Source organism: Pseudomonas sp. Marseille-Q1929 (assembly GCF_017316265.1).
GTDB lineage: Bacteria > Pseudomonadota > Gammaproteobacteria > Pseudomonadales > Pseudomonadaceae > Aquipseudomonas.
On the sequence record NZ_JAFLWU010000003.1, the window covers coordinates 108,128 to 133,698 of the forward strand.

At 61.5% G+C, this 25,571-nt stretch carries 23 protein-coding genes; 11 read left to right on the top strand and 12 right to left on the bottom strand.

What is annotated here, in order from left to right:
• Positions 1–124: 124 nt before the first annotated feature.
• From J1G37_RS06445 to J1G37_RS06460, 4 genes are all read right to left on the bottom strand, one after another.
• Positions 125–1,078, bottom strand: a complete 954-nt coding sequence (locus tag J1G37_RS06445) for a hypothetical protein (RefSeq protein WP_207040591.1) — start codon at positions 1,076–1,078, stop codon at positions 125–127.
• A 20-nt stretch (positions 1,079–1,098) separates the two neighbouring features.
• Positions 1,099–2,814 carry a proline--tRNA ligase gene (locus tag J1G37_RS06450; RefSeq protein ID WP_207040592.1) on the bottom strand — a complete coding sequence of 572 codons (1,716 nt, stop codon included), beginning with the start codon at positions 2,812–2,814 and terminating at the stop codon, positions 1,099–1,101.
• A 127-nt stretch (positions 2,815–2,941) separates the two neighbouring features.
• Positions 2,942–4,474: an AmpG family muropeptide MFS transporter gene (locus J1G37_RS06455; RefSeq protein WP_124525008.1), complete on the bottom strand. Its 1,533-nt coding sequence runs from the start codon at positions 4,472–4,474 to the stop codon at positions 2,942–2,944.
• A gap of 43 nt (positions 4,475–4,517) precedes the next feature.
• Entirely contained in the window at positions 4,518–4,832 is a 315-nt protein-coding gene (locus tag J1G37_RS06460) for an MGMT family protein (protein WP_207040803.1), read from the bottom strand.
• 193 nt (positions 4,833–5,025) lie between these two features.
• Between J1G37_RS06460 and J1G37_RS06465 the strand changes: the two genes are divergently transcribed.
• The 10 genes from J1G37_RS06465 (at position 5,026) to J1G37_RS06510 (ending at position 13,763) form a co-directional block, all read left to right on the top strand.
• A complete protein-coding gene (locus J1G37_RS06465) occupies positions 5,026–6,033 on the top strand; it encodes a DUF481 domain-containing protein (RefSeq protein ID WP_207040593.1) in 1,008 nt (335 codons plus the stop codon).
• Between the two features lie 107 nt (positions 6,034–6,140).
• Entirely contained in the window at positions 6,141–6,872 is a 732-nt protein-coding gene (locus J1G37_RS06470; RefSeq protein WP_207040594.1) for a HugZ family protein, read from the top strand.
• Positions 6,873–6,938: 66 nt separating this feature from the next.
• Positions 6,939–7,415, top strand: a complete 477-nt coding sequence (locus J1G37_RS06475) for an FxsA family protein (RefSeq protein WP_017736750.1) — start codon at positions 6,939–6,941, stop codon at positions 7,413–7,415.
• A gap of 246 nt (positions 7,416–7,661) precedes the next feature.
• On the top strand, positions 7,662–7,958 hold the full coding sequence (locus tag J1G37_RS06480; RefSeq protein ID WP_003175874.1) for a co-chaperone GroES: 297 nt from the start codon (positions 7,662–7,664) through the stop codon (positions 7,956–7,958).
• Between the two features lie 50 nt (positions 7,959–8,008).
• The gene (gene groL, locus J1G37_RS06485) at positions 8,009–9,652 is read left to right on the top strand and encodes a chaperonin GroEL (protein ID WP_017736749.1); all 1,644 of its coding nucleotides are present in this window, start codon (positions 8,009–8,011) and stop codon (positions 9,650–9,652) included.
• Positions 9,653–9,989: 337 nt separating this feature from the next.
• Complete coding sequence (gene colR, locus J1G37_RS06490; protein ID WP_026136965.1) at positions 9,990–10,673, top strand: two-component system response regulator ColR; 684 nt, start codon at positions 9,990–9,992, stop codon at positions 10,671–10,673.
• Positions 10,663–11,943, top strand: coding sequence for a HAMP domain-containing sensor histidine kinase (locus J1G37_RS06495; protein WP_207040595.1), 1,281 nt, complete (start codon positions 10,663–10,665; stop codon positions 11,941–11,943). Before colR ends, J1G37_RS06495 begins: the two co-directional genes overlap by 11 nt.
• 191 nt (positions 11,944–12,134) lie before the next feature.
• The gene (locus J1G37_RS06500; RefSeq protein WP_207040596.1) at positions 12,135–12,815 is read left to right on the top strand and encodes a class I SAM-dependent methyltransferase; all 681 of its coding nucleotides are present in this window, start codon (positions 12,135–12,137) and stop codon (positions 12,813–12,815) included.
• A 4-nt stretch (positions 12,816–12,819) separates the two neighbouring features.
• Positions 12,820–13,539 carry a lipopolysaccharide kinase InaA family protein gene (locus J1G37_RS06505; protein WP_207040597.1) on the top strand — a complete coding sequence of 240 codons (720 nt, stop codon included), beginning with the start codon at positions 12,820–12,822 and terminating at the stop codon, positions 13,537–13,539.
• Complete coding sequence (locus tag J1G37_RS06510) at positions 13,536–13,763, top strand: hypothetical protein (protein ID WP_017738089.1); 228 nt, start codon at positions 13,536–13,538, stop codon at positions 13,761–13,763. The genes J1G37_RS06505 and J1G37_RS06510 overlap by 4 nt, the downstream gene beginning before the upstream one ends.
• 60 nt (positions 13,764–13,823) lie before the next feature.
• Here J1G37_RS06510 and J1G37_RS06515 read toward each other — a convergent pair whose 3' ends face one another.
• The 3 genes from J1G37_RS06515 to J1G37_RS06525 are packed head-to-tail and all read right to left on the bottom strand — an operon-like array spanning position 13,824 to position 17,447.
• The gene (locus tag J1G37_RS06515) at positions 13,824–14,921 is read right to left on the bottom strand and encodes a DUF1513 domain-containing protein (RefSeq protein WP_207040805.1); all 1,098 of its coding nucleotides are present in this window, start codon (positions 14,919–14,921) and stop codon (positions 13,824–13,826) included.
• A gap of 2 nt (positions 14,922–14,923) precedes the next feature.
• A complete protein-coding gene (locus tag J1G37_RS06520) occupies positions 14,924–15,988 on the bottom strand; it encodes an imelysin family protein (RefSeq protein ID WP_207040598.1) in 1,065 nt (354 codons plus the stop codon).
• A gap of 31 nt (positions 15,989–16,019) precedes the next feature.
• Complete coding sequence (locus tag J1G37_RS06525) at positions 16,020–17,447, bottom strand: di-heme oxidoredictase family protein (RefSeq protein WP_207040599.1); 1,428 nt, start codon at positions 17,445–17,447, stop codon at positions 16,020–16,022.
• Between the two features lie 139 nt (positions 17,448–17,586).
• Between J1G37_RS06525 and J1G37_RS06530 the strand changes: the two genes are divergently transcribed.
• Positions 17,587–18,150, top strand: coding sequence for an NAD(P)H nitroreductase (locus tag J1G37_RS06530; RefSeq protein WP_207040600.1), 564 nt, complete (start codon positions 17,587–17,589; stop codon positions 18,148–18,150).
• 170 nt (positions 18,151–18,320) lie between these two features.
• On the opposite strand, the gene J1G37_RS06535 is transcribed toward J1G37_RS06530, so the two are convergent.
• From J1G37_RS06535 to J1G37_RS06555, 5 genes are all read right to left on the bottom strand, one after another.
• A complete protein-coding gene (locus J1G37_RS06535) occupies positions 18,321–20,459 on the bottom strand; it encodes a methyl-accepting chemotaxis protein (protein ID WP_207040601.1) in 2,139 nt (712 codons plus the stop codon).
• A 136-nt stretch (positions 20,460–20,595) separates the two neighbouring features.
• Positions 20,596–20,997, bottom strand: coding sequence for a YbaN family protein (locus J1G37_RS06540; protein WP_207040602.1), 402 nt, complete (start codon positions 20,995–20,997; stop codon positions 20,596–20,598).
• A gap of 171 nt (positions 20,998–21,168) precedes the next feature.
• The gene (locus J1G37_RS06545) at positions 21,169–21,777 is read right to left on the bottom strand and encodes a biliverdin-producing heme oxygenase (RefSeq protein ID WP_207040603.1); all 609 of its coding nucleotides are present in this window, start codon (positions 21,775–21,777) and stop codon (positions 21,169–21,171) included.
• Positions 21,778–21,914: 137 nt separating this feature from the next.
• The gene (locus J1G37_RS06550) at positions 21,915–24,485 is read right to left on the bottom strand and encodes a TonB-dependent receptor (protein WP_207040604.1); all 2,571 of its coding nucleotides are present in this window, start codon (positions 24,483–24,485) and stop codon (positions 21,915–21,917) included.
• A 115-nt stretch (positions 24,486–24,600) separates the two neighbouring features.
• Complete coding sequence (locus J1G37_RS06555) at positions 24,601–25,569, bottom strand: FecR domain-containing protein (protein ID WP_207040605.1); 969 nt, start codon at positions 25,567–25,569, stop codon at positions 24,601–24,603.
• Between the last annotated feature and the right edge of the window lie 2 nt (positions 25,570–25,571).

Consider the following 25,571-nt stretch of genomic DNA (forward strand, 5'->3'; position numbering starts at 1 on the left):
GTGGGAGCTGGCTTGCCTGCGATGCAGGCACCTCGGAGTGTCAGTAACACCGAGGTGATGCCATCGCAGGCAAGCCAGCTCCCACACAAGCCCACACATTTATATCTGTGGCAGGCTTAAGGTCTCAGCGAGCGCCGGGATCTGCGACGAGTCGCCCGGCATCCTTGGTCAATGCCTGCAAAAATTCCTGCTGCAACTCCGGATCATTGCGCGTCAGTTCAATCAAGCTCTGTTCCAACTCACTGGCTTCCTCTTCCAAACCCAACTCCGACAAGCGCTTGACCCGGTGCACCCACTGGTTCACCTCGTCATCTTCCAGGTCGTCGTAGATCAGGCCATGGGCTTCCAGCAGCTTGCCGCGCAATGTGCTGCTGATCGCCAGGGTCGAGTCCGAATGCACGTCGTCCTGGCCATCTTCCACGCTGATTTTCAGGGTGGTGATGCGGTTCAGGTCCTGCTCGGCAAACGGGCTGTCCAACAGGTTCAGGCGCAGGACGCCGTTGCGGTCGGTGCTCAGCTCATGGGTTTGCTTGCCGGCGGTGACTTGTACCGGGCGCTCGCTCCAGGGCAGGCTCGAATACTCCACGCGCTTGTCGCGCTGGACTTCATCGATACCCGCCAGGTTCTGTTGCGCGCGGCCATGGGACTGCACGTTCATGAACGGGTTGAGACCGTCCACGCCATAGGTCAACCAATCGCGGGTAACGCTGGTCGGCAGGTTGCCAAGGGCGAAGATATTCACCACGTTGGCGCCCGCGCCGGCCACCAGGGCGACGGCACCCAGAGGCATCTCATAGAGTTTGCGCCAGGGCTGGTAGGGGGTGTAGCGGTCGTAACGACGGGTGACTTCGAACTCGGTGACCTCAAAGGTCTTCTGCTCGTGAATGCGTACCCGGCGTTGCGGCAGCTCCAGCACTTTGGGTTCGCCTACATCGATCTGCAGGCTGTGGTCGAGCAACTTACGCTCGACCCGCTCCTCGTGCTCACTGCGTTGCGACATCTGGTTGGCGCAGCCGCTGACCAGCAGGGCGCCGCACAAGGCGGCGCCCCCCAGGGCTCTGGTGTTTCGCTTGAACATGACTTCTCTTGATCTGGTTTTCAGCGACGAATACGCGCCTGAAGGAAAGACAGCACGTCAGCCACCGGCAACGGTTGGGCTTCGGCTTCGGTCCGGCTCTTGTATTCCAGATTGCCATCGGCCAGGCCGCGGTCACTGACCACGATCCGGTGCGGGATGCCAATCAGTTCCATGTCGGCGAACTTGATACCCGGGCTGGTTTTCTTGTCCCGGTCATCCAGCAGCACTTCAAAACCGGCGGCCGTCAGTTCGGCATACAGTTTGTCGGTGGCTTCGCGTACTTGCTCGGTTTCGTAGCGCAGGGGCACGAGGGCGATCTGGAACGGCGCCAGGGTGTCGCTCCAGATGATGCCGTTTGCGTCGTTGTTCTGCTCGATGGCAGCGGCAACCACGCGGGACACACCAATACCGTAGCAACCCATTTCGAGGATCACCGGCTTGCCGTTTTCGCCCAGCACCTTGCAGTTCATCGCCTGACTGTACTTGTTGCCCAGCTGGAAGATGTGCCCGACTTCGATGCCGCGCTTGATTTCCAGGGTGCCCTTGCCATCCGGGCTTGGGTCGCCAGCGACGACGTTGCGCAGGTCGGCCACGGTCGGAACCGGCAGGTCACGCTCCCAGTTCACGCCGAAGTAGTGCTTGTCGTCGATGTTCGCGCCAATCCCGAAGTCGCTCATCAGCTCGACCGAACGGTCGATGATGATCGGCAGCGCCAGGTTCAGCGGGCCGAGGGAACCGGCGCCAGCGCCAATGGCGTCGCGCAGTTCGGCATCGGTGGCCATGACCAGCGGGCTGGCCACGCCAGGTTGCTGGGCCGCCTTGATTTCGTTGAGTTCGTGGTCGCCACGGATCACCAGGGCGATCAGCTTGCCTTCTTCCTCGGCGCGCACGATCAGGGTCTTGATGGTCTTTTCAATCGGCAGATTGAATTTTTCCACCAGGGCCGCGATGGTCTTGGTCTCAGGCGTGTCCACCAGACGCAGCTCTTCGCTTGGCGCTGGGCGGGAAGTTTCCCGTGGCACGGCTTCGGCTTTCTCGATGTTCGCCGCGTAGTCGGAACCGTTGCTGAACACGATGTCGTCTTCGCCGGATTCGGCCAGTACGTGGAATTCGTGGGAGCCGGCGCCGCCGATGGAACCGTTGTCCGCTTCAACCGGGCGGAATTTCAGGCCCAGGCGCGTGAACACGTTGCAATAGGCCTGGTGCATGCGGTCGTAGGTGACCTGCAGGGACGCCTGGTCTGCGTGGAACGAATAGGCATCCTTCATGATGAATTCGCGGCCGCGCATCAAGCCGAAGCGTGGGCGGATTTCATCACGGAACTTGGTCTGGATCTGATACAGGTTCAGCGGCAGCTGCTTGTAGCTGCTCAGCTCGTTGCGCATCAGGTCGGTGATCACTTCTTCGTGGGTCGGGCCTGCGCAGAAATCGCGGCCGTGACGATCCTTGAAGCGCAGCAATTCCGGGCCGTACTCTTCCCAGCGCCCGGATTCCTGCCACAGTTCAGCCGGTTGGGTGCTCGGCATCAACACTTCCAGAGAGCCGGCGGCGTTCATTTCTTCGCGAACGATGGCTTCGACCTTGCGCATCACCTTCAAGCCCATGGGCAGCCAGGTGTACAGGCCGGAGGCCAGTTTGCGGATCATACCGGCGCGCAGCATCAGCTGATGGCTGATCACAACCGCGTCGGAAGGCGTTTCTTTCTGTGTGGCGAGCAAATATTGACTGGTACGCATGGTAGGCCGTTGTCGGTTGCTTGGACTTGAAATGACTTGGGATTGTACGGGCGGTTGCTGCCGGAGTACAGGCGCGAGGGCGCAGTGTGTGTTTGTGGGAGCTGGCTCCCACATTGATCGGGGTGTGTCAGTCTTCTTGCGGTGGATTCAACCGCGCCCGCCGGTTCTCCTGGAACCAATGCAGTGCAATCAGAAACAACGTCGGCACACCCAGCAGGCAGGTGATCAGGAAGAAGTTGTGATAGCCGAACTTCTCCACCATCACCCCTGAATACCCGCCGATCAGGCGCGGCAGTAGAAGCATGATCGAGCTGAGCAGGGCGTATTGGGTGGCGGAGAACTTCAGGTTGGTCAGGCTCGACAAGTAGGCGACGAACGCCGAGGTCGCCATGCCCGAGCTGAAGTTATCCAGGGAAATGGTGAAAATCAGCATCTGCAGGTCGGGGCCCATGTCGGCCAGCGCGACGAACAGCAGGTTGGTACCGGCCGAGAACACACCGCCGATAAACAGGATCGGCAAGATACCAAACCGCACAATCAGCAGGCCGCCCATGCCGGCGCCGAGCAGGGTCATGATCAGGCCGAAGATCTTGCTGACCCCGGCGATCTGGTCCTTGGTAAAGCCCTGGTCGATGTAGAACACGTTGGCCATCACGCCCATTACCGTGTCGGACATGCGGTAGGTGGCGATCAGCCCGAGCAGCAGCAGCGCCTGCCAGCGGTAACGCAGGATGAAGTCGTTGACCGGCGTCAGCACCGGTGCCAGGCCGCGGCGGCCCATGGCCGAGAGGCATAGCGCGGTGAGGGTGATATAGAGGATGGCCCGCAGGAACGCGCGGTCGTCCATCAACAGGTCCCACAGGCTCATGCCGTGGAACAGCACACTCTCGAAATCGGTGTTGTACAGCTGGGTGAACATCGCCGGCACCGACACCAGCAGCACAATCAGCACAAACACCGAGACCAATTGATGCACAAAACTGTAGCGCCCGGCCTGCAACTGGGTGCGCAGTGGCACATTCGGTTCGCGCATGAACAGGGTGGTCAACAGCGCCGGCACCATCAGTACGCCGAACAGCACATAGGTGCCGAGCCACGCCGAGTGTTGGTAGTTGAAACCGGTAGAGCCGAAACCTTCGGCAAAGAACAGCGCACCGGCCGTGGCCAGCAGGGCGGCGATGCGGTAGCCGGACATATAGCTGGCAGCCAGGGCGGCCTGGCGGCTGTCGTCGGCGATTTCCAGGCGGTAGGCGTCCACCGCAATATCCTGGGTGGCCGACGCGAAGGCCACGACCACGGCGATGGCTATCAGCCAGGACAGGTGTTTCTGCGGATCGCAGAAACCCATGCCGATCAATCCGAGGATCACCAGCGATTGGGCAAGCACCAGCCAGGAACGTCGACGCCCGAGTTTGCCGAGGATTGGCAGGCGCCATTGATCGAGCAGCGGCGACCAGACCCATTTGAAGGCGTACGCCAAACCGATCAGGCTCGCATAGCCGATGGTCTCGCGGGCCACACCGGCCTCACGCAGCCACACCGAAAGCGTCGAGAACACCAACATGTAAGGCAAGCCGGCGGCAAAGCCGAGCAACAACAGGACTAATGTCGAGGGGCTGGCATAGGCGGCGAGCGCGGCGCGCCAGGTTTTACGGGGCATGGGCTGGAGTCTGCCTCAGGATTGCGAAAACAAAGCGCGCACTCTAACCGCTGTGCTCTACCGGGCGCCAGCCATGACGCTGAATATCCACGCGATTGTTCAGGATACTGACGCCTTCGCTGCGTAAACGCGCACGTTGTTCGTCGCCCGAGGCGCTGCCCACTGGCAGGCTTATCCGACCACCGGCAGCCAGCACCCGGTGCCAGGGCAACCGCGTGTCTTGCGGCAACTGGCTCAACGTGCGCCCGACCCAGCGCGCCGCCCGACCCAATCCGGCCAGCTGTGCCAGCTCGCCGTAACTCACCACGCAGCCTTCGGGCACCTGGGCCAGCGTCAGGTACAGCGCCGTACGGCGCATTTCGGCGGGGCTTTGCGGGGGGGCGGCGGATTGATTCACTGTGGGGGCATCCGTTGAGATTCTCGGTCTGTCTGTAAGAAACATCTGTAAGTATGCCGATGAGAATTGAACTCAATTTTAATCCTTGAGTCAGTCCTAGCTATCTAACACGATAACGCGCCCTTTTCGCCAATCCTGAGCCCCGAATCCGCTTATGTTGTCCAGAACCCTGCTGTGCCTTGCTGTTTTCAGCGCCTCCACGCCCTTGCTGGCTGACACCGTCTGGTTGAAGAACGGTGACCGCCTGAGCGGCAAGATCAAAGTCTTCGATGGTGGCAAGCTGCTGATTCAGACCGATTACGCAGGGGCCATCCCGATCGACTGGAAACAGGTGAAAACCCTGGAGAGCGACCAGGAGTTGCTGGTCAAGCAGGACGCCTACACCGGCGAGAAGGCCAAGTCGTTGAAAGCGGCGGATGACGGCAAGGTGGTGCTGGCCAATGGCGAGGCGCCGAAAACCGTCGACCTGGCGAGCATCCAGCAGATCATCAAGCCCAAGCCGGTGATCGAAGACCTGGTGTGGAAGGGCAATGTCGATCTGGCGCTGGACTACAAGCGTGCGGAAAAAGACACCAACGACTACGACATCGACTTCAAGACCTCTGCCCGTCATGGCCAATGGCGCCACACCGGGCAGGGCGAGTACAACCGCGAGTTCCAGGATGACGTGACCACTACCGACAACTGGGCGCTGGAATATGACCTGGACCGATTTATCACCGAACACTGGTTCTGGCAGGGCCGTCTGACCTACAAGCGCGACAAGGTTGAAGACCTCTCGCGCCAGCGCACCGTCGGTACAGGTCCGGGCTACCAGTTCTGGGATGATGAACTGGGCGCGTTCTCCCTCGGTTCCCTGGTCAACCGCACCGATTACGAATATTCCGAGGGTGGCAAAGACCATTTCTACTCGCTGGCCATGAAGTGGAACTACAACCGCTACCTGGTGGGCAAGACCGTTGAATTCTTCACCACCGGTGAAGTGGGCAAGCCTGTCGACGGTCCGATCGACTACTCCCTGGATGCGGAAATGGGCCTGCGCTACAAAGTCACCGAATGGGCGTCCCTCAACCTCAAGGCCGAGCGCGACATCATCAGTGGCGATTCCGACAGCAGCTTGAGCAAGACCCGCTACACCGCTGGTTTTGGCGTGGCCTGGTAACACGGTCGAACAAAACCTGCTTGGCAACCTCTGCGGATATTGATTACCTTGTGTTGAGATCCATTCCCATATGCTATGGGCGGCTGAATACCCCGAGGAGTCATACGTTGAGCGCACAGGTTGCCAAGAACGCCCGAGAGCTTTTGCTCAAGGAATACCGTGGGGCTCTCGCCACACAATCCAAAGCCATGCCCGGGTTTCCTTTCGGCTCAGTGGTGCCGTACTGCCTCGACGAGCAGGGCCGCCCGCTGATCCTCATCAGCCGCATCGCCCAGCACACCCACAACCTGCAAAAAGACCCCAAGTGTTCGCTGCTGGTCGGCGAGCGCGAGGCGGATGACGTGCAGGCGGTAGGGCGCCTGACCTACCTGGGTGAAGCCGAGAAGATCGAAGACCCGGCTGCGATCGAAGCGGCGGCAGAGCGTTATTACCGCTACTTCCCCGACTCGGCCAACTACCACAAGGCCCATGACTTTGATTTCTGGGTGCTCAAGCCGGTACGCCATCGCTACATCGGCGGGTTTGGCGCGATTCACTGGGTTGATCAACTGACTCTGGCCAACCCGTTCGCTGGCAAGGCTGAGCGCAGCATGATCGAACACATGAACAGCGATCACACCAAGGCCATCGCCCACTACGTCGCCTTGACCGGCTTGCCCACTTTCGAGCCAGCGCAGTTGGCAGGCATCGACAGCGAGGGCATGCACTTGCGTGTCGGCCAATCGTTGCATTGGCTGCCGTTTGCAGAACCCTGCAACACGCCGACACAAGTGCGCGAAGCCCTGGTTTCATTGGCTCACGCCGAGGCCTGGCCGAAAAAAACCGTGGCCAGCGCTTGAATTCACGAAACGGCGACGTCATCTAAGGTGGACTAGCAAGGCATTCTTGCGTTGAGGAACCAGTTGATGCGCCCTTTTTTATTGCTCTTTCTGCTATTTCCAGTGTTGGAGCTGTTTGTCTTCGTTCAAGTCAGCAGTGCGATCGGGTTTTTCCCGGCGTTGCTGCTGATTATTCTCGGCTCGATGCTTGGCGTGTTGGTGCTGCGCGTCGCCGGCCTGGCCACGGCACTGCGTGCTCGTGAAAGCCTGAATCGTGGCGAACTGCCAGCTCAGACCATGCTTGAAGGCTTGATGATGGCCCTGGCCGGTGGCCTGTTGATCCTGCCGGGTTTCATCAGTGACGTGATCGGCCTGCTGCTGTTGCTGCCGTTCTCCCGCAAGCTGCTCGCCGGCAAGATGCGCCAGCGTGCTGAAGAGGCTGCACTGCGCCAGCGTGCGTTCGCCGACGACCTGCAACCCCGTGGCGGCCCGGCCCCGCGTCAACCGCTGGGGCGTGAAGGTGATGTGATCGAAGGCGAGTTCGAACACCGCGACAGCAAATAACGCTTCACGGGCACGGCACCTCTGGGTGCCGTGTTGCTTTCAGGCGTCGGCACAGGTAAAAAAATTCCGCCGAGGCCCCTTGTAATAAGCTTATGCGCCCTTATGTAACGGTCACCGCAAGGTTTCTGGTGGCGACACCAGACAGACTTCCGCGTCTTGCTTGGCGAGGCGTGACCGGCACAGCCGGAATACAACCCGCCGGTACTGATACCGGCCGATGAAAAACACAATTAGGAGAGATCGACAATGAGCAAGCTTCGTCCTCTGCACGACCGCGTCGTAATCCGTCGCAGCGAAGAAGAAAAGAAAACCGCTGGCGGTATCGTTCTGCCCGGTTCGGCTGCTGAAAAAGCCAACCACGGTGTGATCGTCGCTGCAGGCCCAGGCAAGACTCTGGAAAACGGTGACGTGCGTGCGCTGGCCGTTAAAGTCGGTGACAAGGTTGTATTCGGCCCTTACTCCGGCAGCAACACTGTGAAAGTTGATGGCGAAGATCTGCTGGTTATGGCTGAGAACGAGATTCTCGCCGTTCTGGAAGACTGATTTCCCCGCTCATTTTCCCGTTACTACAAAGTATTTAAGGAATATCGATCATGGCTGCTAAAGAAGTTAAATTCGGCGATTCCGCCCGTAAAAAAATGCTCACCGGTGTCAACATCCTGGCTGACGCAGTAAAAGCGACCCTGGGCCCGAAAGGCCGTAACGTGATCATCGAGAAGAGCTTCGGCGCTCCGACCATCACCAAGGACGGCGTTTCCGTCGCCAAAGAAATCGAACTGGAAGACCGTTTCGAAAACATGGGCGCGCAGCTGGTCAAAGACGTTGCCTCCCGTGCCAACGATGACGCAGGCGACGGCACCACCACCGCTACCGTTCTGGCTCAGTCGATCGTCAACGAAGGCCTGAAAGCCGTCGCTGCCGGCATGAACCCGATGGACCTCAAGCGCGGCATCGACAAGGCGACCATCGCCATTGTTGCCGAGCTGAAAAACCTGTCCAAGCCATGCGCTGACACCAAGGCTATCGCCCAGGTTGGCACCATCTCCGCCAACTCCGACAACTCCATCGGCGACATCATTGCCGAAGCCATGGAAAAAGTCGGTAAAGAAGGCGTGATCACCGTTGAAGAAGGCACTGGCCTGGAAAACGAACTGTCGGTTGTAGAAGGCATGCAGTTCGACCGTGGCTACCTGTCCCCGTACTTCGTCAACAAGCCAGACACCATGGTTGCCGAGCTGGAAAGCCCGCTGATCCTGCTGGTCGACAAAAAGATCTCGAACATCCGCGAAATGCTGCCAGTGCTGGAAGCCGTTGCCAAAGCCGGCCGCCCACTGCTGATCGTTTCCGAAGACGTTGAAGGCGAAGCCCTGGCGACCCTGGTTGTGAACAACATGCGTGGCATCGTTAAAGTCGCAGCCGTCAAGGCTCCAGGCTTCGGCGACCGTCGCAAGGCCATGCTGCAGGACATCGCTGTTCTGACCGGCGGTACCGTTATCTCCGAAGAGATCGGCCTGAGCCTGGAAAGCGCCACCCTGGAAAACCTGGGCAGCGCCAAGCGCGTGACCATCTCCAAGGAAAACACCATCATCGTTGACGGTGCTGGCGTTGAAGCTGACATCCAGTCGCGCATCACCCAGATCCGCGCTCAGGTTGCCGAAACTTCGTCCGACTACGACCGTGAAAAACTGCAAGAGCGCCTGGCCAAGCTGTCCGGCGGCGTTGCAGTGATCAAGGTTGGCGCTGGTTCCGAAGTAGAAATGAAAGAGAAGAAAGCCCGCGTTGAAGACGCCCTGCACGCTACCCGTGCAGCCGTTGAAGAAGGCGTGGTACCTGGCGGTGGCGTTGCGCTGATCCGTGCTCTGGAAGCCCTGGTTGACCTGAAAGGCGACAATGCTGACCAGAACGTCGGTATCGCTGTTCTGCGCCGTGCTGTTGAATCCCCACTGCGTCAGATCGCTTCCAACAGCGGCGACGAGCCAAGTGTTGTGGTCAACGAAGTGAAGAACGGTAAAGGTAACTACGGTTACAACGCCGCGACCAGCGAATACGGTGACATGGTTGAGATGGGTATCCTGGACCCAACCAAAGTGACCCGTTCGGCGTTGCAGGCTGCCGCTTCTATCGCTGGTCTGCTGCTGACCACCGAAGTTGCGATTGCTGACAAGCCAAAGGCTGAAGGCGCTGGCGGCGGTATGCCAGACATGGGCGGCATGGGTGGCATGGGCGGCATGATGTAAGCCAGCCTTACCCCCGTACTGAAAAAGCCCCGCCTGCAGTGATGCAGGTGGGGCTTTTTATTGGGCACAGGGTCACGGTTTTGAAGTGTTTCCCATCCCAATGTGGGAGCGGGCTTGCCCGCGAAAGCGGTCTATCTGTCGATGAAAAAGTGTGCCCCATCGATAATTTTCTCATCGTCGCTGTGTTCAATACGTGAAGCTATAGTGAAAATCTCGTTCAACTGAAATATCGGTTGAAAACCTGTATCGATGGGCCTTGCAGGTCTATCCCTGAGCCACACTTGGCCTTAAGCTGCGCGAGCCAACACGGCCGTTACCGCGTACGGAGACACTGCCCATGCGAATTCTATTGGTTGAAGACAACCGCGATATTCTGGCCAACCTGGCCGATTACCTGGGGCTCAAAGGCTATACCGTGGACTGTGCGCAGGACGGTTTGTCGGGCCTGCACCTGGCCGCCACCGAGCATTACGACCTGATTGTGCTCGACATCATGCTGCCCGGCATCGATGGCTACACCCTGTGCAAGCGCCTGCGCGAAGACGCCCGCCGCGACACGCCGGTGATCATGCTCACCGCCCGCGACCAACTGGATGACCGGCTGCAGGGCTTCAAGTCCGGCGCCGATGACTACTTGCTCAAACCCTTCGCCCTGTCGGAATTGGCCGCACGCATCGAAGCCGTGCTGCGCCGCGCCCAGGGTGGTGGCCGCCGTGCCCTGCAAGTGGCCGACCTGAGCTACGACCTTGATACCCTGGAAGTCACCCGCGAAGGGCGCCTGCTCAAGCTCAACCCGGTCGGCCTGAAATTACTGGCGGTGCTGATGCAGAAAAGCCCTCACGTTCTGCGTCGCGAAATCCTCGAAGAGGCCCTGTGGGGCGATGACTGCCCGGACAGCGACAGCCTGCGCAGCCACGTCCACCAATTGCGCCAAGTGATCGACAAACCGTTCGCCAAGCCGTTGCTGCAAACGGTGCACGGCGTCGGTTATCGCCTGGCCGAGGGGCGTGATGGAGTTTAAGCAAAGCCTTGCCCAACGGATCATCATCGCCTTTGCCTTGATGAGTGCGTTGGTGGCGGGGGCCTTCGCCATGGGCATCGTCGCCACCGTGCACCTGGTGGAAGAAAAACTGATCTCGGCGGGCCTGGGCGGTGACTTGCAACGCCTGCTGCTGATGGACAGCGTCGAGGACTGGAACCACCGCCCCGAGCCGGACCAGCTGTTTTATTTCAGCGGTGGCCCTGGGGATTTCGAGTTGCCCAAGGATCTGCGGCACCTGGAGCCGGGCTTCCATGAAGTGTTCCGCGAGGCGCTGTCGTACCACGCCATGGTCGAAGTGGTGGATGGTCGGCGCTACGTGTTGCTGCAAGATCAGAGCGATTTCGAGGAGCGTGAGCGCGTGCTGTTCGCCGTGGTGCTGGTGGGCTTTGTGCTCAGCCTGGCACTCGCGGTGTTCCTCGGCTGGGTGCTGGCGCGCAAAGTGATGGCACCGGTGGTGCGCCTGGCCCGCCAGGTGCGCCACCGCGACCAACTGCTCGGCCTGGCACCGCCGCTGGCGCCGGACTACGCCGCCGATGAAGTGGGCGAACTGGCCGTGGCGTTCGACGCCACCTTGGGACGCCTGCGCCAGGCGCTGTCCCGCGAGCAGCTGTTCACCAGCGATGTGAGCCACGAATTGCGCACGCCGTTGATGGTCCTGGCCAGCTCCTGCGAACTGCTGCTGGAAAACCCGGCCATCGACCAGCGCGGGCGCAATCAGGTGGAACGTATCGCCCGCGCCTGCGAAGAAATGCGCGAGCTGGTGCAGACCTTCCTCATGCTTGCCCGCGCCCAGCACGACGATGGCAGCATGTCGCCCCAGGTCACGCTGGAGCAGGTGGCGGACGATCTGCTCAACATCTGGCGCGAGCCTATCGAACGCAAAGGCCTGGAGCTGATCTATCAGCCCGGCAACCCGCTGGATACGCGCTACAACGCGACGTTCCTGCACGCGGTCATGGGTAACCTGCTGCGCAATGCCCTGCACTACACCGAGCACGGCTTTATCCGCCTGACACTGGAGCCGGAAGGTTTCGTGGTGGAGGACTCAGGCGTGGGCATCCCCGAAGACAAGCGCGAAGCCATGTTCGAGCCCTTTGTGCGCGGCAGCGAGAAGCGCGGCGACGGCCTTGGCCTGGGCCTGTCGCTGGTGCAGCGGATCTGTGAGAACCAGGGCTGGAGCGTCAGCCTGAGCACCATGGAACCCAACGGCTGCCGCTTTCACGTTGAGCTGAGCCAGGTCAAGTCCTGAGGGCCTGGCTTGCCGTTATGCTGCGCCAAGCTGGCTCTGATTTTCGCCGAAGATGGCTACATGATACTGAATGTGTCGGTAAAGTCTTGAAATGTATGAGATTAGACAGGACAAGTTTTTCACAAAGAGTTGACCGGATGATCACAGTTGGATGCTTAAGGTTGTAGGCATCAGCTACTGGAGATCCGTTGATGACTTCCCCGATCAAGCTCGAATTTTCCGATAAGTACGACGATCAGCACGCCCAGGAATATTTGCTCAAACATAAGGACAACCTCGCGCGCCGGCTGTCCCACAAACGCGATGAGCAATTGGCCCGTGGTGCGTTGGCCATGGCCGGCGAGCCTGGCTTGGTGTTGGACCTGCCGTGCGGCGCGGGGCGCTTCTGGCCGCTATTGGCCGAAAAACCCAACCGCGTGATTATCGGCGCGGACAATTCCGCGTCGATGTTGAAGGTCGCGATGGCCGCTCAACCCGCCGATGTGGTGAAACGGGTACGGCCCTTGCAGACATCTGCCTTCGATATCGATTTGCCGGATAACTCGGTGGACAGCATTTTTTGCATGCGCTTGCTGCACCACATTGGTGACCCGGCGCACCGGGTCGCGATATTGCGGGAGTTTCAGCGTGTTACACGCGACAGCGTGATCCTTTCGCTGTGGGTCGATGGCAATTTCAAGGCTTGGAAACGTAAGCGCCTCGAAGCAAAACGTCAGGGCAAAGGTGAGCAGGACGGTTACCAAAATCGCTTTGTGTTACCAGCTGCTACTGTTGAAGACGAATTCGAGCAGGCTGGTTTCCGCGTTCAGGAATCTCTGGACTTCATGCCGCTCTACGCCATGTGGCGAGTGTATGTATTGAGAAAGAGGTAACAGGATGGCAGTTGAGTGCGTAGTAGGCAGTCATGTAGCGCCCGAAGAGAAGTTCGATTTTTTCTGGCGCCAGCAGGGCGAGTGGGTCGAGGAACCCAACCGTCGGCGTGGCGGTGAAAGTGGTGTGCAACGGGTGACCGGCCCCAATGGCCACCTGCTCTACAGCAAGCGCCAGACCGGGCATATCTACCGCAGCTGGCTGCATCCCTTCGGGCGCCCGACTGTGTTGCGCGAGCGTGACGCCCTCAAGGGCCTGCGCGCACTCGATGTGCGGGTGCCCGACCTGGTGTTTTGCGGGGCGCGCCGCGACCCTGAGCACCAATGGAAAGCACTGTTGGTGACGGCGGCCCTGGACGGCTTCGATGAAATCGAAAACTGGTACGCCGCTGGTGGCCGCGAACAGTACGGCGAATTGGTCCATGAACGTGTGCTCAAGGAGTTGGCCGGGACATTGGTGCGCATGCACAAGGGCCGCTGGCAGCACGGTTGCCTGTATGCCAAGCACGTCTTTGTACGCGTCACCGGTACAGGCGACTCGGCCAACGTCGACATTGCCTTGCTGGATTTCGAGAAATGCCGGCAACGGTTGACCGCTTATCGCGCGGCCTCCCATGACATGCAGCAACTGCGGCGCCATTCGTCGTGGAGCAGCGCCGACTGGAACAAACTCAGCTACTTTTACGAGACGGCGTTTGGCAGCGCTATCAAGGGTTTAACCAGATGAAGCTAGAAATAGCACGAGGTTTGTTCCTGGTGGGGGCGATGGGCGTTGCAGCGCTGGCCCTGGCCGCATGGGAACAACCTCGCACCCAAGTCCTCAGTGCCGTGCAAGGCAGCGCGCAGTGCTTGCTGCCGCGCGTCGCCAAGGCGAGTACGGCGGTCAAGCCTGATCATGAGTTGCTGTTGTTTATGTTTGGCATGTCCCAAGGCATGAGGCCGCAGAGTTGAAACGATTCAAACCCCATAAAAAAGGCCTCGCAATGCGAGGCCTTTTTTTGTGCGTTGGCTTCAGACCAGATGCAGATGGTTATCCCACAGCCCTGCCGGCAATTCCAAGGGTGTTGCCACCAACGGCGTTTGGCGGCAGTCGTAGAAACGGCAACGGCCTTGCCCGGACGTGACGACAAACCCATCGGCAACCGCACCCACGCCGGCACAGTCCGGTAGCGGCCCGTCCAGGCGCAGCTCAAGGCTGTCCATGTCCCAGATAAAGAAGCGATTGCCCCGCGGCGCGGTCAACGCCACCAGGCGCAACTCGCTGTGTACGGCGACGCTGGCGGTGTAGTGCCCCATGGCCTGCAACTGCTCATCGGCCACCGGGAACGCCACGAACGGTTGCCCGGGCCGCTTGATCGCGAGCAACTCGGATCGCTCCTGGGACGGCCCCATGAACTGCTGCCCGGTAAGGATCGTGCCATCGCTGGCGATCCCCATGTGGCGCACGCTGTTCATCTGCTGGCCGAGGGTCTCCTTGCTGATCAACGTGCCGTCGCGGTGCATCAGCACCAGGCTCGGTTCCATGGCGTTGAGGTTCATCTCGACGCGGCTTTCGGCTTCGGTGCGAATACCCCCGTTGGCCACCACCAGGGTTTCACCGTCGGGCATCCATGACACCTGATGCGGGCCGATGCCATGGGTGGAAATCTCGCCGCTGTGCACCAGCCGCTCGCCTTCGAACTTGTACACACCGAGCAAGCCACGGCCGGGGTCGGACGTGTCGTTCTCGGTGGCGTACAGCCAGTCGCCGCTCTTGTGAATGACAGCGTGGCCATAGAAGTGACGATTGGCCTTGGAACTGATGGTTTGCAGCAGCGTGCCGTCGCGCAGGTCGATCAGGTAACTCTCGGTCCCCGGGCGACGGGCGACAAACAGCGCAATCGGCAGCGTCGGGTGGTTGATGATGTCGTGGCAGCGCTGGCCGACCTGGGTGGCAAACACCTGCTTGCCGTCCAGGCGAAACCCGACGGCGTAGTGCTTGCCGTCCGCATCATCCCGCGCCGACAGCAGCAATGGGCCCTTGTCCTTCTGCTTGAACAGCGTCCAGCCACCCAATGTAAGGGCGCTGAGCAGCACGCTGCCAATGGCCAAAGCCTGTCGCCTGAGCATCATCAGTCACCGTCGTTGGCGTTAAAGCCCAGTTGGATGCCCAGCGCCTTGGCCAGCTCGCCTTCGTGCAGGCGGTGGACGACGTTGAGGCTGTCATAGAGGTCGTTGAGCTGTTGGCGCCCGGCATCGTCGCCCAACAGTTCGTTGAGGGTGCGCTGGTTACTGGCGAACAGTTTCAGCGACGCGGCGTAGGCGGCGTCGATCTTGTCGGCCAACGGCTTCTGATCCGCTGGCAGCAGGCCACGCAGGCCTTTGTTGTCGACCCCGACCCACACGGTCTGGGCGGCGGCGAGGCTGGCCTCGAGGCTTTGCAGGGACGACTGGCTGCGCCAGGCATCGGCCTGGAATGGCTGCGGGATGCCTTTGGTCTGGCGGCCCATCGGCGTGCCGAGTTTCTTCTTCAGGGTATCCAGTGCGGTCACCTGGACGCGCAGCAGATCGGCAATGGCTTCGTGGGAATCGGCGTAGCGCTGGTTCGGAAACTTGCTCATCTGCGCGAGCATGCCGTCGGTGCTGTTCCAGCTCGCGAGGATCTCTTCGGCCAAGGCCTTCTGACGGTCACCGATGGCGACCAGCAACGGGCAGTAGCGGGCCTTCTGTGCTTCGTCGGCGATGTCGGTCTTGGCGTCGTAGAGGATGTATTCGTAAGCCGACAGGCCCTGCACCACCACGCTGGATTTGGCCAGTGCGGCGCCATCGATCTGCGGTTGGGCGGTGACCAACTGTTCGACCTGGCGACCGACAAGGTTTTTCTTGTCCGGCCAGAACTGCACTTGCCACGAACGGTTGCCCTCGGCCAGCGGGCCGATCAGCAGCGGTTGCAGCTCGGCCCAGGCCTTTTGCGCGTGGAGGAAGTCGGCGCGGGCGGTGTCCAGGCTTTCCTTGCCCTGGCAGTAGGCCAGGGCGCTGACGGCCAGTTGGCGGTCGGCTTCGACCCAACGGCTGTAGGTCGGCAGGATCACTTGCTTGGCGATGGCCGCCGAGGTCACCGCTTGCGGGTCTTGCGGCGAGCAGGCGCCCAGGGCGAGGGCGGCGAGGCTGGTGAACAACAACTTGGGACGGAACATGTAAAGCTCCCTTCGGTAATTGGGGCGAAGCTTATAAAGAATTCAGGAACGCCAGCAATGCAGCGCGCTGTTCGGCATTAAAGGACAACACATGCTGCTGCGCCGCTTGTGCCTCACCGCCGTGCCACAGCACGGCTTCCAGCAGGTTGCGGGCGCGGCCGTCATGCAAAAACTGGGTGTGGCCACTCACGGTCTGGGTCAGGCCGATGCCCCACAACGGCGCGGTGCGCCAGTCGCGGCCACCGGCCTTGAATTCGCTGCGGTTGTCGGCCAGGCCTTCGCCCATGTCGTGCAACAGCAGGTCGCTGTAGGGGCGGATCACCTGGCTGGCCAGTTCAGGTTCGGCGGCATTGGTCGCCGTGGTGAACGCGGGCTTGTGGCAACCCTGGCAACCGGCTTGGTAGAACAGGTTCTTGCCGGCCAGTACCTCGGGCGTGTTGGCGCCACGCCGAGCCGGCACGGCGAGGTTGCGGGTGTAGAACAGCACCAGGCGCAGGATGTTGTCGCTGACTTCCGGCTCGCCATCGGGGCCATCGCCGTTGGGCGCCTGTTTGCAGGCGACTTGGGCATCAGTGCAGTCATCAAAGGGTCTCAGGGACGTGGTGAGGCCCATATCACCAGAAAACGCGTGAACATTTTGTTGATTGAGGTCTGGTTGCCCGGCTTTCCAGCCAAAACGTCCGAGGACGGTCTTGTGCTGGGCATCATCCCACACCCAATTCGCCCGACCAACGATGGCTTCTGGGTCGGCCGTCTCGGGGTCGGTGTTGCGCAGGATATCGGCGTCGCTGATGGCTTCGAGCAAGCCCAGGCCGATCATCGGCGGGGCAATGCGTGCGGAAAAAAGCGTGTCTGGATGCATCGGACCGTAGCCGAGCTGGGTGATCTGCAGGTCCGGCTTGCGCAACTCGACCACGGTGCCGTCCTTGAACGCCACGTTGACCGGTGTGTAATCGACCCGCACCTTGCCTTCGGGCGGCACGCCGGGCACGGCCATGTCCTGCAATTGCCCGCCGTAGACCGGCTCGGGCACCACGCCGAGCTGCTCGATGGCCTTGGCGTAGGCCGGGGCGTCCGGGATGGACAGGCGCACCAGCATCGACACCGCATTCGCCGCGTCGGGCAACGGCGGATGGCCGCGACCGTCCTTGATATGGCAGTTCTGGCAGGCATTGGTGTTGAACAGCGGGCCCAGGCCATCACGCGCCGTAGTGGTGGACGGCGCAATCACCCAGGGGCTGCGAAAGAAACTGTTGCCGACGCTGAAGTCCAGGCGGCGCGTAGGCGACAGGTTGGCCGAGGGCAGGGAAAACGCGTTCTGGTCGCGCTTGTTCACGGTCGCCGCGCCGCCCGCCCGCGATTCACCCGGCTCGGCCTTGGTAAACCGGGGCGCGTCGTCGCAGGCAGTCAGGCTCAAGGCCAGCAGTGCAGCGGACAGGCGAAAAAGCCAACGGGACATCGCGTTTCCTGAACGAAGGGCAAAAATAAGGTGGCAAAGTCTAACAGGGCAGGGCGTAAGGAATAAGAGCAATTATCGTTTGGTGGCCGGCGCCGCATTCCCGCTAGAATGGCCGCACATTTTTTTCTGGAGGTGGCCCATGCAGGCTCTCGACGCTTTGCTCAACCGTGTTTCCGTGCCGCGCCTGCTGGAACCGGCACCGACCCAGGCGCAGCGCGACGTGTTGTTCGCCGCCGCCCTGCGTGCGCCAGACCACGGCCAACTGCGCCCATGGCGCTTCCTCACGGTGGAAGGCGCTGCCCGCGAGCAGATGGGCACGCTGTTGGCCGAGGCCGCACGCCAGCAAGACGCCGCCGCCCCGCAAGCCGTGATCGACAAGGCCCAGAACGGCCCGTTGCGTGCACCGTTGGTCGTGGTGGTGATTGCGCGTTTGCAGGAACACTTCAAGGTGCCGAAGTCCGAGCAGTTGCTGGCGGCTGGTTGTGCGGCCCATGGCATCCTGCTGGCGGCCTATGCCCAGGGGATTGGTGCGGTGTGGCGTACTGGTGAGTTGTCGTATTCGGCTCACGTTGCCCAAGGCTTGGGGCTGACGGAAGGTGAGGAAGTGATTGGCTTCCTGTACCTGGGCACGCCGCAGAACCCGCCGCGGACGGCGGCGAAGGAAGATGTGGCGGCGTTTGTGCAGGCGTGGCCCGGGGCTTAAGGCCAAGGTGATCTAAATGTGGGAGCGGGCTTGTGTGGGAGCGGGCTTGCTCGCGAAGGCGGCGTGTCAGTCAATTCATCTCTGACTGATCCACCGCTTTCGCGAGCAAGCCCGCTCCCACACAAACCCCACTCCCACAGGAGGATTCCATTGCTCTCGGGATTGAGGGCTTAGACCCTGAACTGATCCATCAACGTCATCTGCTGGTTGGCCAATGCATTCAACTGGCTGCTAATGGCCGCCGATTCGGTGGCCTGGCCGGTGAGGGTTTCGGTCACGGTGCGGATCGCCGAGACGTTGCGGTTGACCTCTTCGGCCACGGCGCTCTGTTGTTCGGCGGCGCTGGCGATTTGCAGGTTCATGTCGCTGATCACCGTCACGGCATCGCTGATCTTGCCCAGGGCCTGCACCGCCTGATGGATCTGCCCGGCATTGTTCTGGGCCTGGGTCTGGCTCGAATGCATAGTCGCCACCACGCCACGGGTGCCGCTCTGGATGCGTTCGATCACCACGCGGATTTCCTCCACCGAATCCTGGGTGCGCTTGGCCAGGTTGCGCACTTCGTCGGCCACCACCGCAAACCCCCGGCCGCTTTCGCCGGCGCGTGCCGCTTCGATGGCGGCGTTGAGCGCCAGCAGGTTGGTCTGCTCGGCAATGCTGCGGATCACTTCCAGCACGGAGCCGATCTGCTCGCTGTTCACCGCTAGCGCCTCGACTTCGCCCACGGCCTTGCTCACTTCTTCGGCGAGGGTGGTGATGTCGCGGGTGCTTTGCTCGATGATCGACATGCCTTCACGCGCCGACTGATCGGCGCCCCGTGCCGCGCTGGCGGCGTTGGACGCGCTGTTGGCGACGTCATGGGCGGTGGCGCTCATCTCATTGGAGGCGGTGGCCACCTGGTCGATTTCGCGGAACTGCACCTGCATGCCTTCGCTGGTCTGACGTGCGATGGCCGAGGACTGGTCGGCGGTGCCGCGCGCTTCGGTGATGCTTTGCTTGATCTGCGCGATGGTCGGTTGCAGCTTGTCGAGGAAGGCGTTGAAGCCGTTCGCCAATTCGCCCAGCTCGTCTTTTTTGCTATAGGCCAGGCGTTGGGTGAGGTCGCCGTCGCCGCTGGCAATGCCCTTGAGCATGGCGGCCACGTTGTTGATCGGGCGGGTCACGCCGGTGGCGGTCAGCCAGATCAGCAGCAAGCCCAGCAGGCCGGCAGCGGCGCCGACCAGTAGGGCCTTGAGGGTGCCGGCGTCCTGGGCTTGGTCGAGCAGGGTTTGCAGTTTTTCCGTGTCAGCCAGCATCACGTGTTTGGGCAGTTTGATCAGCACGCCCCAGGATTTGCCATCGGCGATCGGCTTGACCGGGTATACGGCACGGATGGTGTCGTCTTGTTCGCGGATCGTACGCGTGCCGTTGGCCAGCAGTTGCACGATCTCCTTGCCTTCGGCACCGAGGGTGTTGACCAGGTTTTTGCCGACCCGGCCTGGCTCACCGCTGTAGGCCGCAATCAGGCCGGTGCTGGCGAGGATTTCCAGGTGTGCGGCGCCGTCGAACAATTCTTTTTGCGCGACGTCCGTGGTGGCTTGCAGGGTGTCGAGGGCGATGTCGATACCGACCACGCCGATGACGTTGCCATCGACGATCAGCGGCAGGGAGATGGTGGTCATCAGCATCGACTTGCCCGCCACTTCATCGGCGTACGGGTCCAGCAGGCAAACGCTGCGGGTGTCCCGTGGGCAGGTGTACCAGATGTTGTAGGGCGTACCGCTGAGGTTGAGGCTGGTCTTGGTCAGGTCGTCCTCGACCATGATGGTGTTCAAGCCTTCGCCGCCGGCGCGGCTCCAGTAGGTGGAGAAACGCCCTTTTTCGTTGGAGACGCGGGCCTTGTCGCCGATGAATTCGCTGTCCTTGCCATCCAGCCCATTGGGTTCGAACGACAGCCAGATGCCCAGGGCCTTGCGGTTGCGCTCAAAGGCGGTCTTGACGCTCTGGTTAAGGGCTTCACGCAGGGCGCCGGGCTCCAGCGAACGTTGGCTGGCGAGGGCGCGCAGGTCTTTGACCTGGTCGGCGAGGGCGGTCACCGCCTGCAGGTTTTCGCCAAAGGTTTTCTGCAGTTGCACCGCTTGTTCGGCGGCCTTGGCCTGCAACAGGTCCTGCACGCTGTCGGTGAGCATTCGCGAGCTTGAATCGCGGACCAGATGGTTGTTCTGATCGGCCTCGTACAGGTTGACGCCGACGACCAGGGCAATCACGCCCAACAGGCACAGGCCGGACAACAGCACGATTTTCAAGCGGATGGAGAGGGTGTCGAACATAGGTTCACTCGCGAATGGACTTGTTGGTATACGGAGCACGGCCAAGTCCATTCGGCGCTATGTCTTGGGCATCGGCGCAGAGGGGCGTTTCATGAGAGGGAGGCGATGAGCGGTAGGACGCGTCCTACATGCGCCGTTATGCGGGCTGTGCAAGCCGCTCCGGGCGCGACCAGATCCACAGGTTGCCCAGGCTCATCCCGGCAATCGCCAGGTAGATCGGCCAGCCGTGGTCGAGCATCACCAGCATCAGCCCGGCGCAGAGCAGCATGCTCACGGTGGCGCTGACCTTGGCGCGGCGGGCGATGATCTTGCCGTTGCGCCAGTTGAACAGGATCGGCCCGAACAGCCGGTGGTTTTCCAGCCAGGCGCTGAGACGCGGCGAGCTTTTGGTGGCGGCCCAGGCGGCGAGCAGGATGAATTCGGTGGTGGGCAAACCCGGTATGACAATCGCCACCAAGCCAATGCCCAGGCTGACGTAGGCCAGCAGGCCGAAGAGGATCCGGGCGATTTTCGAGGTGGATTGGGTTTTGCTGGTCATAGGTTTGCGCAAAAAAGATAAAGCAAAAAATCAGCTTGAAATGAGATCCAAATGTGGGAGCGGGCTTGCTCGCGAAGGCGGAGGGTCAGTCGACATCTTTATCAACTGACAGGCTGTATTCGCGAGCAAGCCCGCTCCCACACAAGCCCGCTCCCACATTTGAATTGGGGGTCAGGCCAGTTCAGGGGCGCTAGCGTACGCCTGTTCCAGCAGCACGGTGAAGCGCACAAACGCATCCACTGCACCTTTTTCCACGGCGGCTTCTTCTTCAGCGCTGAATTCCAGGCCGTCGAGGGTGCGGGTGAAGCTCTTCCAGCCTTCAGCACGACCACCGGCTGGCTCGCCCAGGTGACGGGCACCGAAGGTTTCGCTCAGGCCCAGGCCCACGGCGCGCTTGATCAGGAACGCGGCGCCCAGCTTGGAGCCTTCGGAGACGAACAGCCAGCCCAGGGCTTCGGCCTTGCTCGGGTTTTGCACCGCGCCGGCGACAGGCGCCGGCACGTCGGTGTCGAGGTCGGCCAGGTCGAGCTTGGCGGCGTCGGCGCGGCAGCGTGCAGCCAGGTCCGGGACGATCTTGATCAGTTCGGCATCGTTGTACAGGGCCACCAGTTCCGACTGGAACAGGTATTGCGCCACCACGAAGCGGGCAAAGTTGGCTTGGGTTTCGAACGGCGCGTGGGCTTTGACGAGGGCGTCGAGCTTGGTGTGCGGTTCGTTGGTGATCTGGTTCAGGCGCTGGGAGCGCAGGCTTGGGCGTTCTGCGGTAGGAGAAGCGGTCATGAAAAAAGTCCTTGAGAAGGGGGAGCGCCTTGTTGCTCTTAAAGAGAGCCGTTATCAAATAGACGAACAAGAAGACGCGGCACAGTAAAAAAACCTCACCCCGCCGTTGAAATATCGGCGGGGTGAGGCAGGCGCTATCAGATATCCCAGATCAGGTTGATCGCAAAGTTGCGGCCCGGCTGGGTCAGGCGGTCGATATTGGCGGGGGCGGTCACACCAGCTTCGCCAATGCTGTCGAAGCTGCGCACGTCGTCCCAGTTCCAGTATTTCTTGTCGGTCACGTTGTACAGGCCGCCGTTGATGGTCACGTCGTTGGTGACTTTGTAGAAACCGGTCAGGTCAACGATGCCAAAGCCAGGGGTCTTGAACGGGGCCTTGCTGGTGTCGCCGTCGGGCGAGAAGAAGGTGTTCTTGTCGACACGATCCTGCTTCTTGACCAGCGTCCAGCTGACCAGTGCACCGTAGTTTTGCTGCTCGTAACCCAGGCCAAACACGCCCTTGAGCGGGTTGACGCTGTTGATCGGCTCGCCGGTGTCTTCGTTGCGGCCATAGGCATAGGCCACCGAGCCCTGGGTGTACAGGCCCTGCGGTGCGCCGAAGCTGTCGAGGTTCAGGCGACCCTTGGCTTCCACGCCCTTGATAGTGGCGCGCTTGATATTGCTGGCCTTGAACGCGGTGCCGGTGGGGGACAGCAGTGCCGCGTCTTCGTTAATGAAGTCGTGGTACTTGTTGTAGAACACCGCCACGTCGAAGTTGCCTTCCTCGAAGTTGCCGCGCAGGCCGGTTTCAAAGCTCTTGCTGCTTTCTGGCTTGAGGTCCGAGTTGGGTTCGACCACGTAGCCTTGCTGGATGTTTTCGAAGCGCCCATACAGGGCTTTCGCCGACGGCGTGCGGAAGCCTTCGGCGTATTGGCCGAACCAGGTGTAGTTATCGGTCAGGGCGTAGGTCAGGCCGAATTTCGGCGACACGCGGTGCCAGGTCTTGTCGCTGTCGTCGTGGGCGTAGACGCGGTTCGGGTCGGTGGCGTTGAGGAAATCCTCGGTCAGCTTGGGCTTGAGCTGGGTGTAGTCATAACGCACGCTGGGCAGGAAGGTCCATTTGCCCCAGTTGATCTGGTCCTGGGCGAACAGCGCGTAGGTGTTGATGGTCGGGTCCGGGAAGTCGCTGGCCGGGACGACCTTGTCCGACGGGAAGGTGCTTGGGCCGCCGACGGTTGCGCAGTAGGTGCTGACGGTCAGGCAGGTGGCGCTGCCGGTGCGTGAACCGGTGACTTTCGCCTGCTTGATTGTGGTGCCGTAGGTCAGCACGTGGTCGGTGTCGCCAATGGCAAACGCCTTGTCCAGCTGGGCGTCGAACACCCATTGTTTTTCCTCGTAGAGCGTCTGCCGTTGGCGCAGCAAATTGCGCGCGCCCGACACGTAGTGTTCGTCCGTGGTCTGGTCGGTCTTGGCGATCTGGTAGTTGAGGCTGGTCTTGATGCGGTCGGCAAACAGCGTGTCGACGGCAACGCTGTTTTCCAGGCCAAAGCGTTCGCGGCTGATGGTGTCGTTGCCCGTGCGGGCGCGGTACAGGTTGCTGTTGAAACCGGTGTTGTACGGGCCGCCCACGGCGCTTTTCTGGTTGGTGTCGCGGTCGTCCTTGTACTTCTCGTAGGTGAAGCCCAGGCGGTTGTCATCGCCGTAGTTCCAGCCGAGCTTGGCCAGCACGTTGGTGGTGCGCGCGTCTTCCGGGTTGGCGGCGGTGCGGTTCAAGCCGGTGACGTTGTTGCCGTCGTAGGATTCGGTCTCGTGGCCGCTGCGCTGGCTCAGGTGCAGCAAGCCGTCGAAGTCCTGCACGCGGCCGGCGACGGTGCCGGAGGTCAGCCAGCTGTCGTCGGCGGAGCTGTAGCCGGTCTTCAGGCGGGCGCCGACGTCCTGGCCGGGCTTGATGATGTCGTCGGGGTCGAGGGTGAAGTAGCTCACCGCGCCGCCGATGGCGCTGCTGCCGTACAGGGCCGAGGCCGGGCCGCGCAGAATCTCGACGCGCTTGACGATCTCGGGGTCGACATAGTTGCGACGGGTCTGCGCGTACGGGCCGTTGGAGAAGTGGTCCGGCACTTCGACGCCATCGACCTGGGTGAGGATGCGGTCGCCGTCGATGCCGCGGATGTTGAAACCGGCATTGCCCGAACGGGTACCGGCGCCGCCCACGGAGACGCCGGGCTCGTAGCGCACCAGGTCGCGGCTGTTGCCGACGTTGAGGCGGTCCAGCTCCTGGCGATCATGCACGCTGACGGTGCTCGGTACGCTGGTCACATCCTGCTCGTGGCGGGTGGCGCTGATGGTCACTTGTTGCAGGTTGAGGGTGCCGCCGGCCGCACGTTTTTCCAGGACGATGTTGTTGTTGCCCAGTTTGCGGTAGCTCAGGTTGGTCCCCACCAACAACTGGTCCAGGGCTTTTTCCGCTGACAGCGGGCCACGTACGCCAGGGGACGACACACCCTGGCCCAGCTCTGCCGGCAGGCCGACTTGCCAGCCAGTGACGCTGGTGAAGGCGTTCAGTGCGGCCACCAACGGCTGTTGCTCGATGCTGAAGTTGTAGTTGCCGTGGCTGCGCGGGGCAGGTTCGGCAGCGGTGGCGGCCATTACCGGCGCGCCAGCCAGCAGGATGGCGGCGGTCAGCACGGACAGCACGGGCAAGGACGACCGGCGGTTGAAACGAGAGGACATCGAGAGCGCTCCGGAGTACGAATCTTATAGTCGCGAACTGAAACAAATAGGAATCAGTTGCATTGGCTAAGACGAGACGTACCGCCAGAGGTTATCGAGTAAAAATAATTCTCATTTAGTTCAAGATCACCAGCGCCGGGTACTCCGACAGCTTGGCGGAGGTGATGTGGGCCAGTGAGCGCACCACGTCCAGGGGCTGGTCGAGGCGGTAATTGCCGGTGACGGCGACGCTGGCCAGTTGCTCGTTGTTGTTGACGATCCAGCCGGGGTAGTAGCGGCGCAGCTCGGCGAGCACTTCGCTCATCGGGCAGTTTTCAAAGATCAGCCGGCCCTGGACCCAGGCCAGGTCCTTGTTGGCGTCCAGCTTGGCGGGCGGGCCGAAGCCCTTGGGGCCGATACGGATACTTTGCCCGGCACTCAAGCGCACACGCGCGTCGTCGAAGGTGTTGCTCAGGTCGACGTCGCCACGTTGCACCTGCACCTGCGCCTCGCCATTGAGGTAGCGCACGGCGAAGGCGGTATCGCGCACGCTGGCGCGCACCGGGCCGGCGTCGATCTCCAGGGGCAGGCCGTGGCTGGGCGCCACTTCAAAAAAAGCTTCGCCCTGGTACAGGCGGGCGATGCGCTGCTGGTCCTTGATGCGGCTGGAAAACGCCGAGTTGGTGTTCAGCAGCACCTTGGCGCCGTCGTCCAATTGCAGGCGCTGGCGTTCGCCGACCACGGTGAGATGGTCGGCTTGCAGGCGCACCGGCAGGTTGCTGAAGCTGAACAGGCCGATCAGCAGCACGGCGGCGGTGGCCAGGGGTTTCCAGTGCGGTTTGATCCGGCGCCAGGCGCTCGGCTTGCGCGGCGCGGCGAGGGCCACGGCGGCGCTGTGGACCGGCGCGCCACCCCAGGCAGCCTGGGCTTTAGCGAACGCTTGGACGTGGGCCGGGTCGCTGGCCAGCCAGGCCTCGAATTCGGCCTGCTGCCCGGGCAACGGGCATTGCAAGGCGATCAGCCAATCGAGGGCTTGGTCCATAGCCGTGTCTTGCAACACCTCATGAGCCAGCTCATGGGGGTGCCGTTTATTCGGGTCCGTCACGG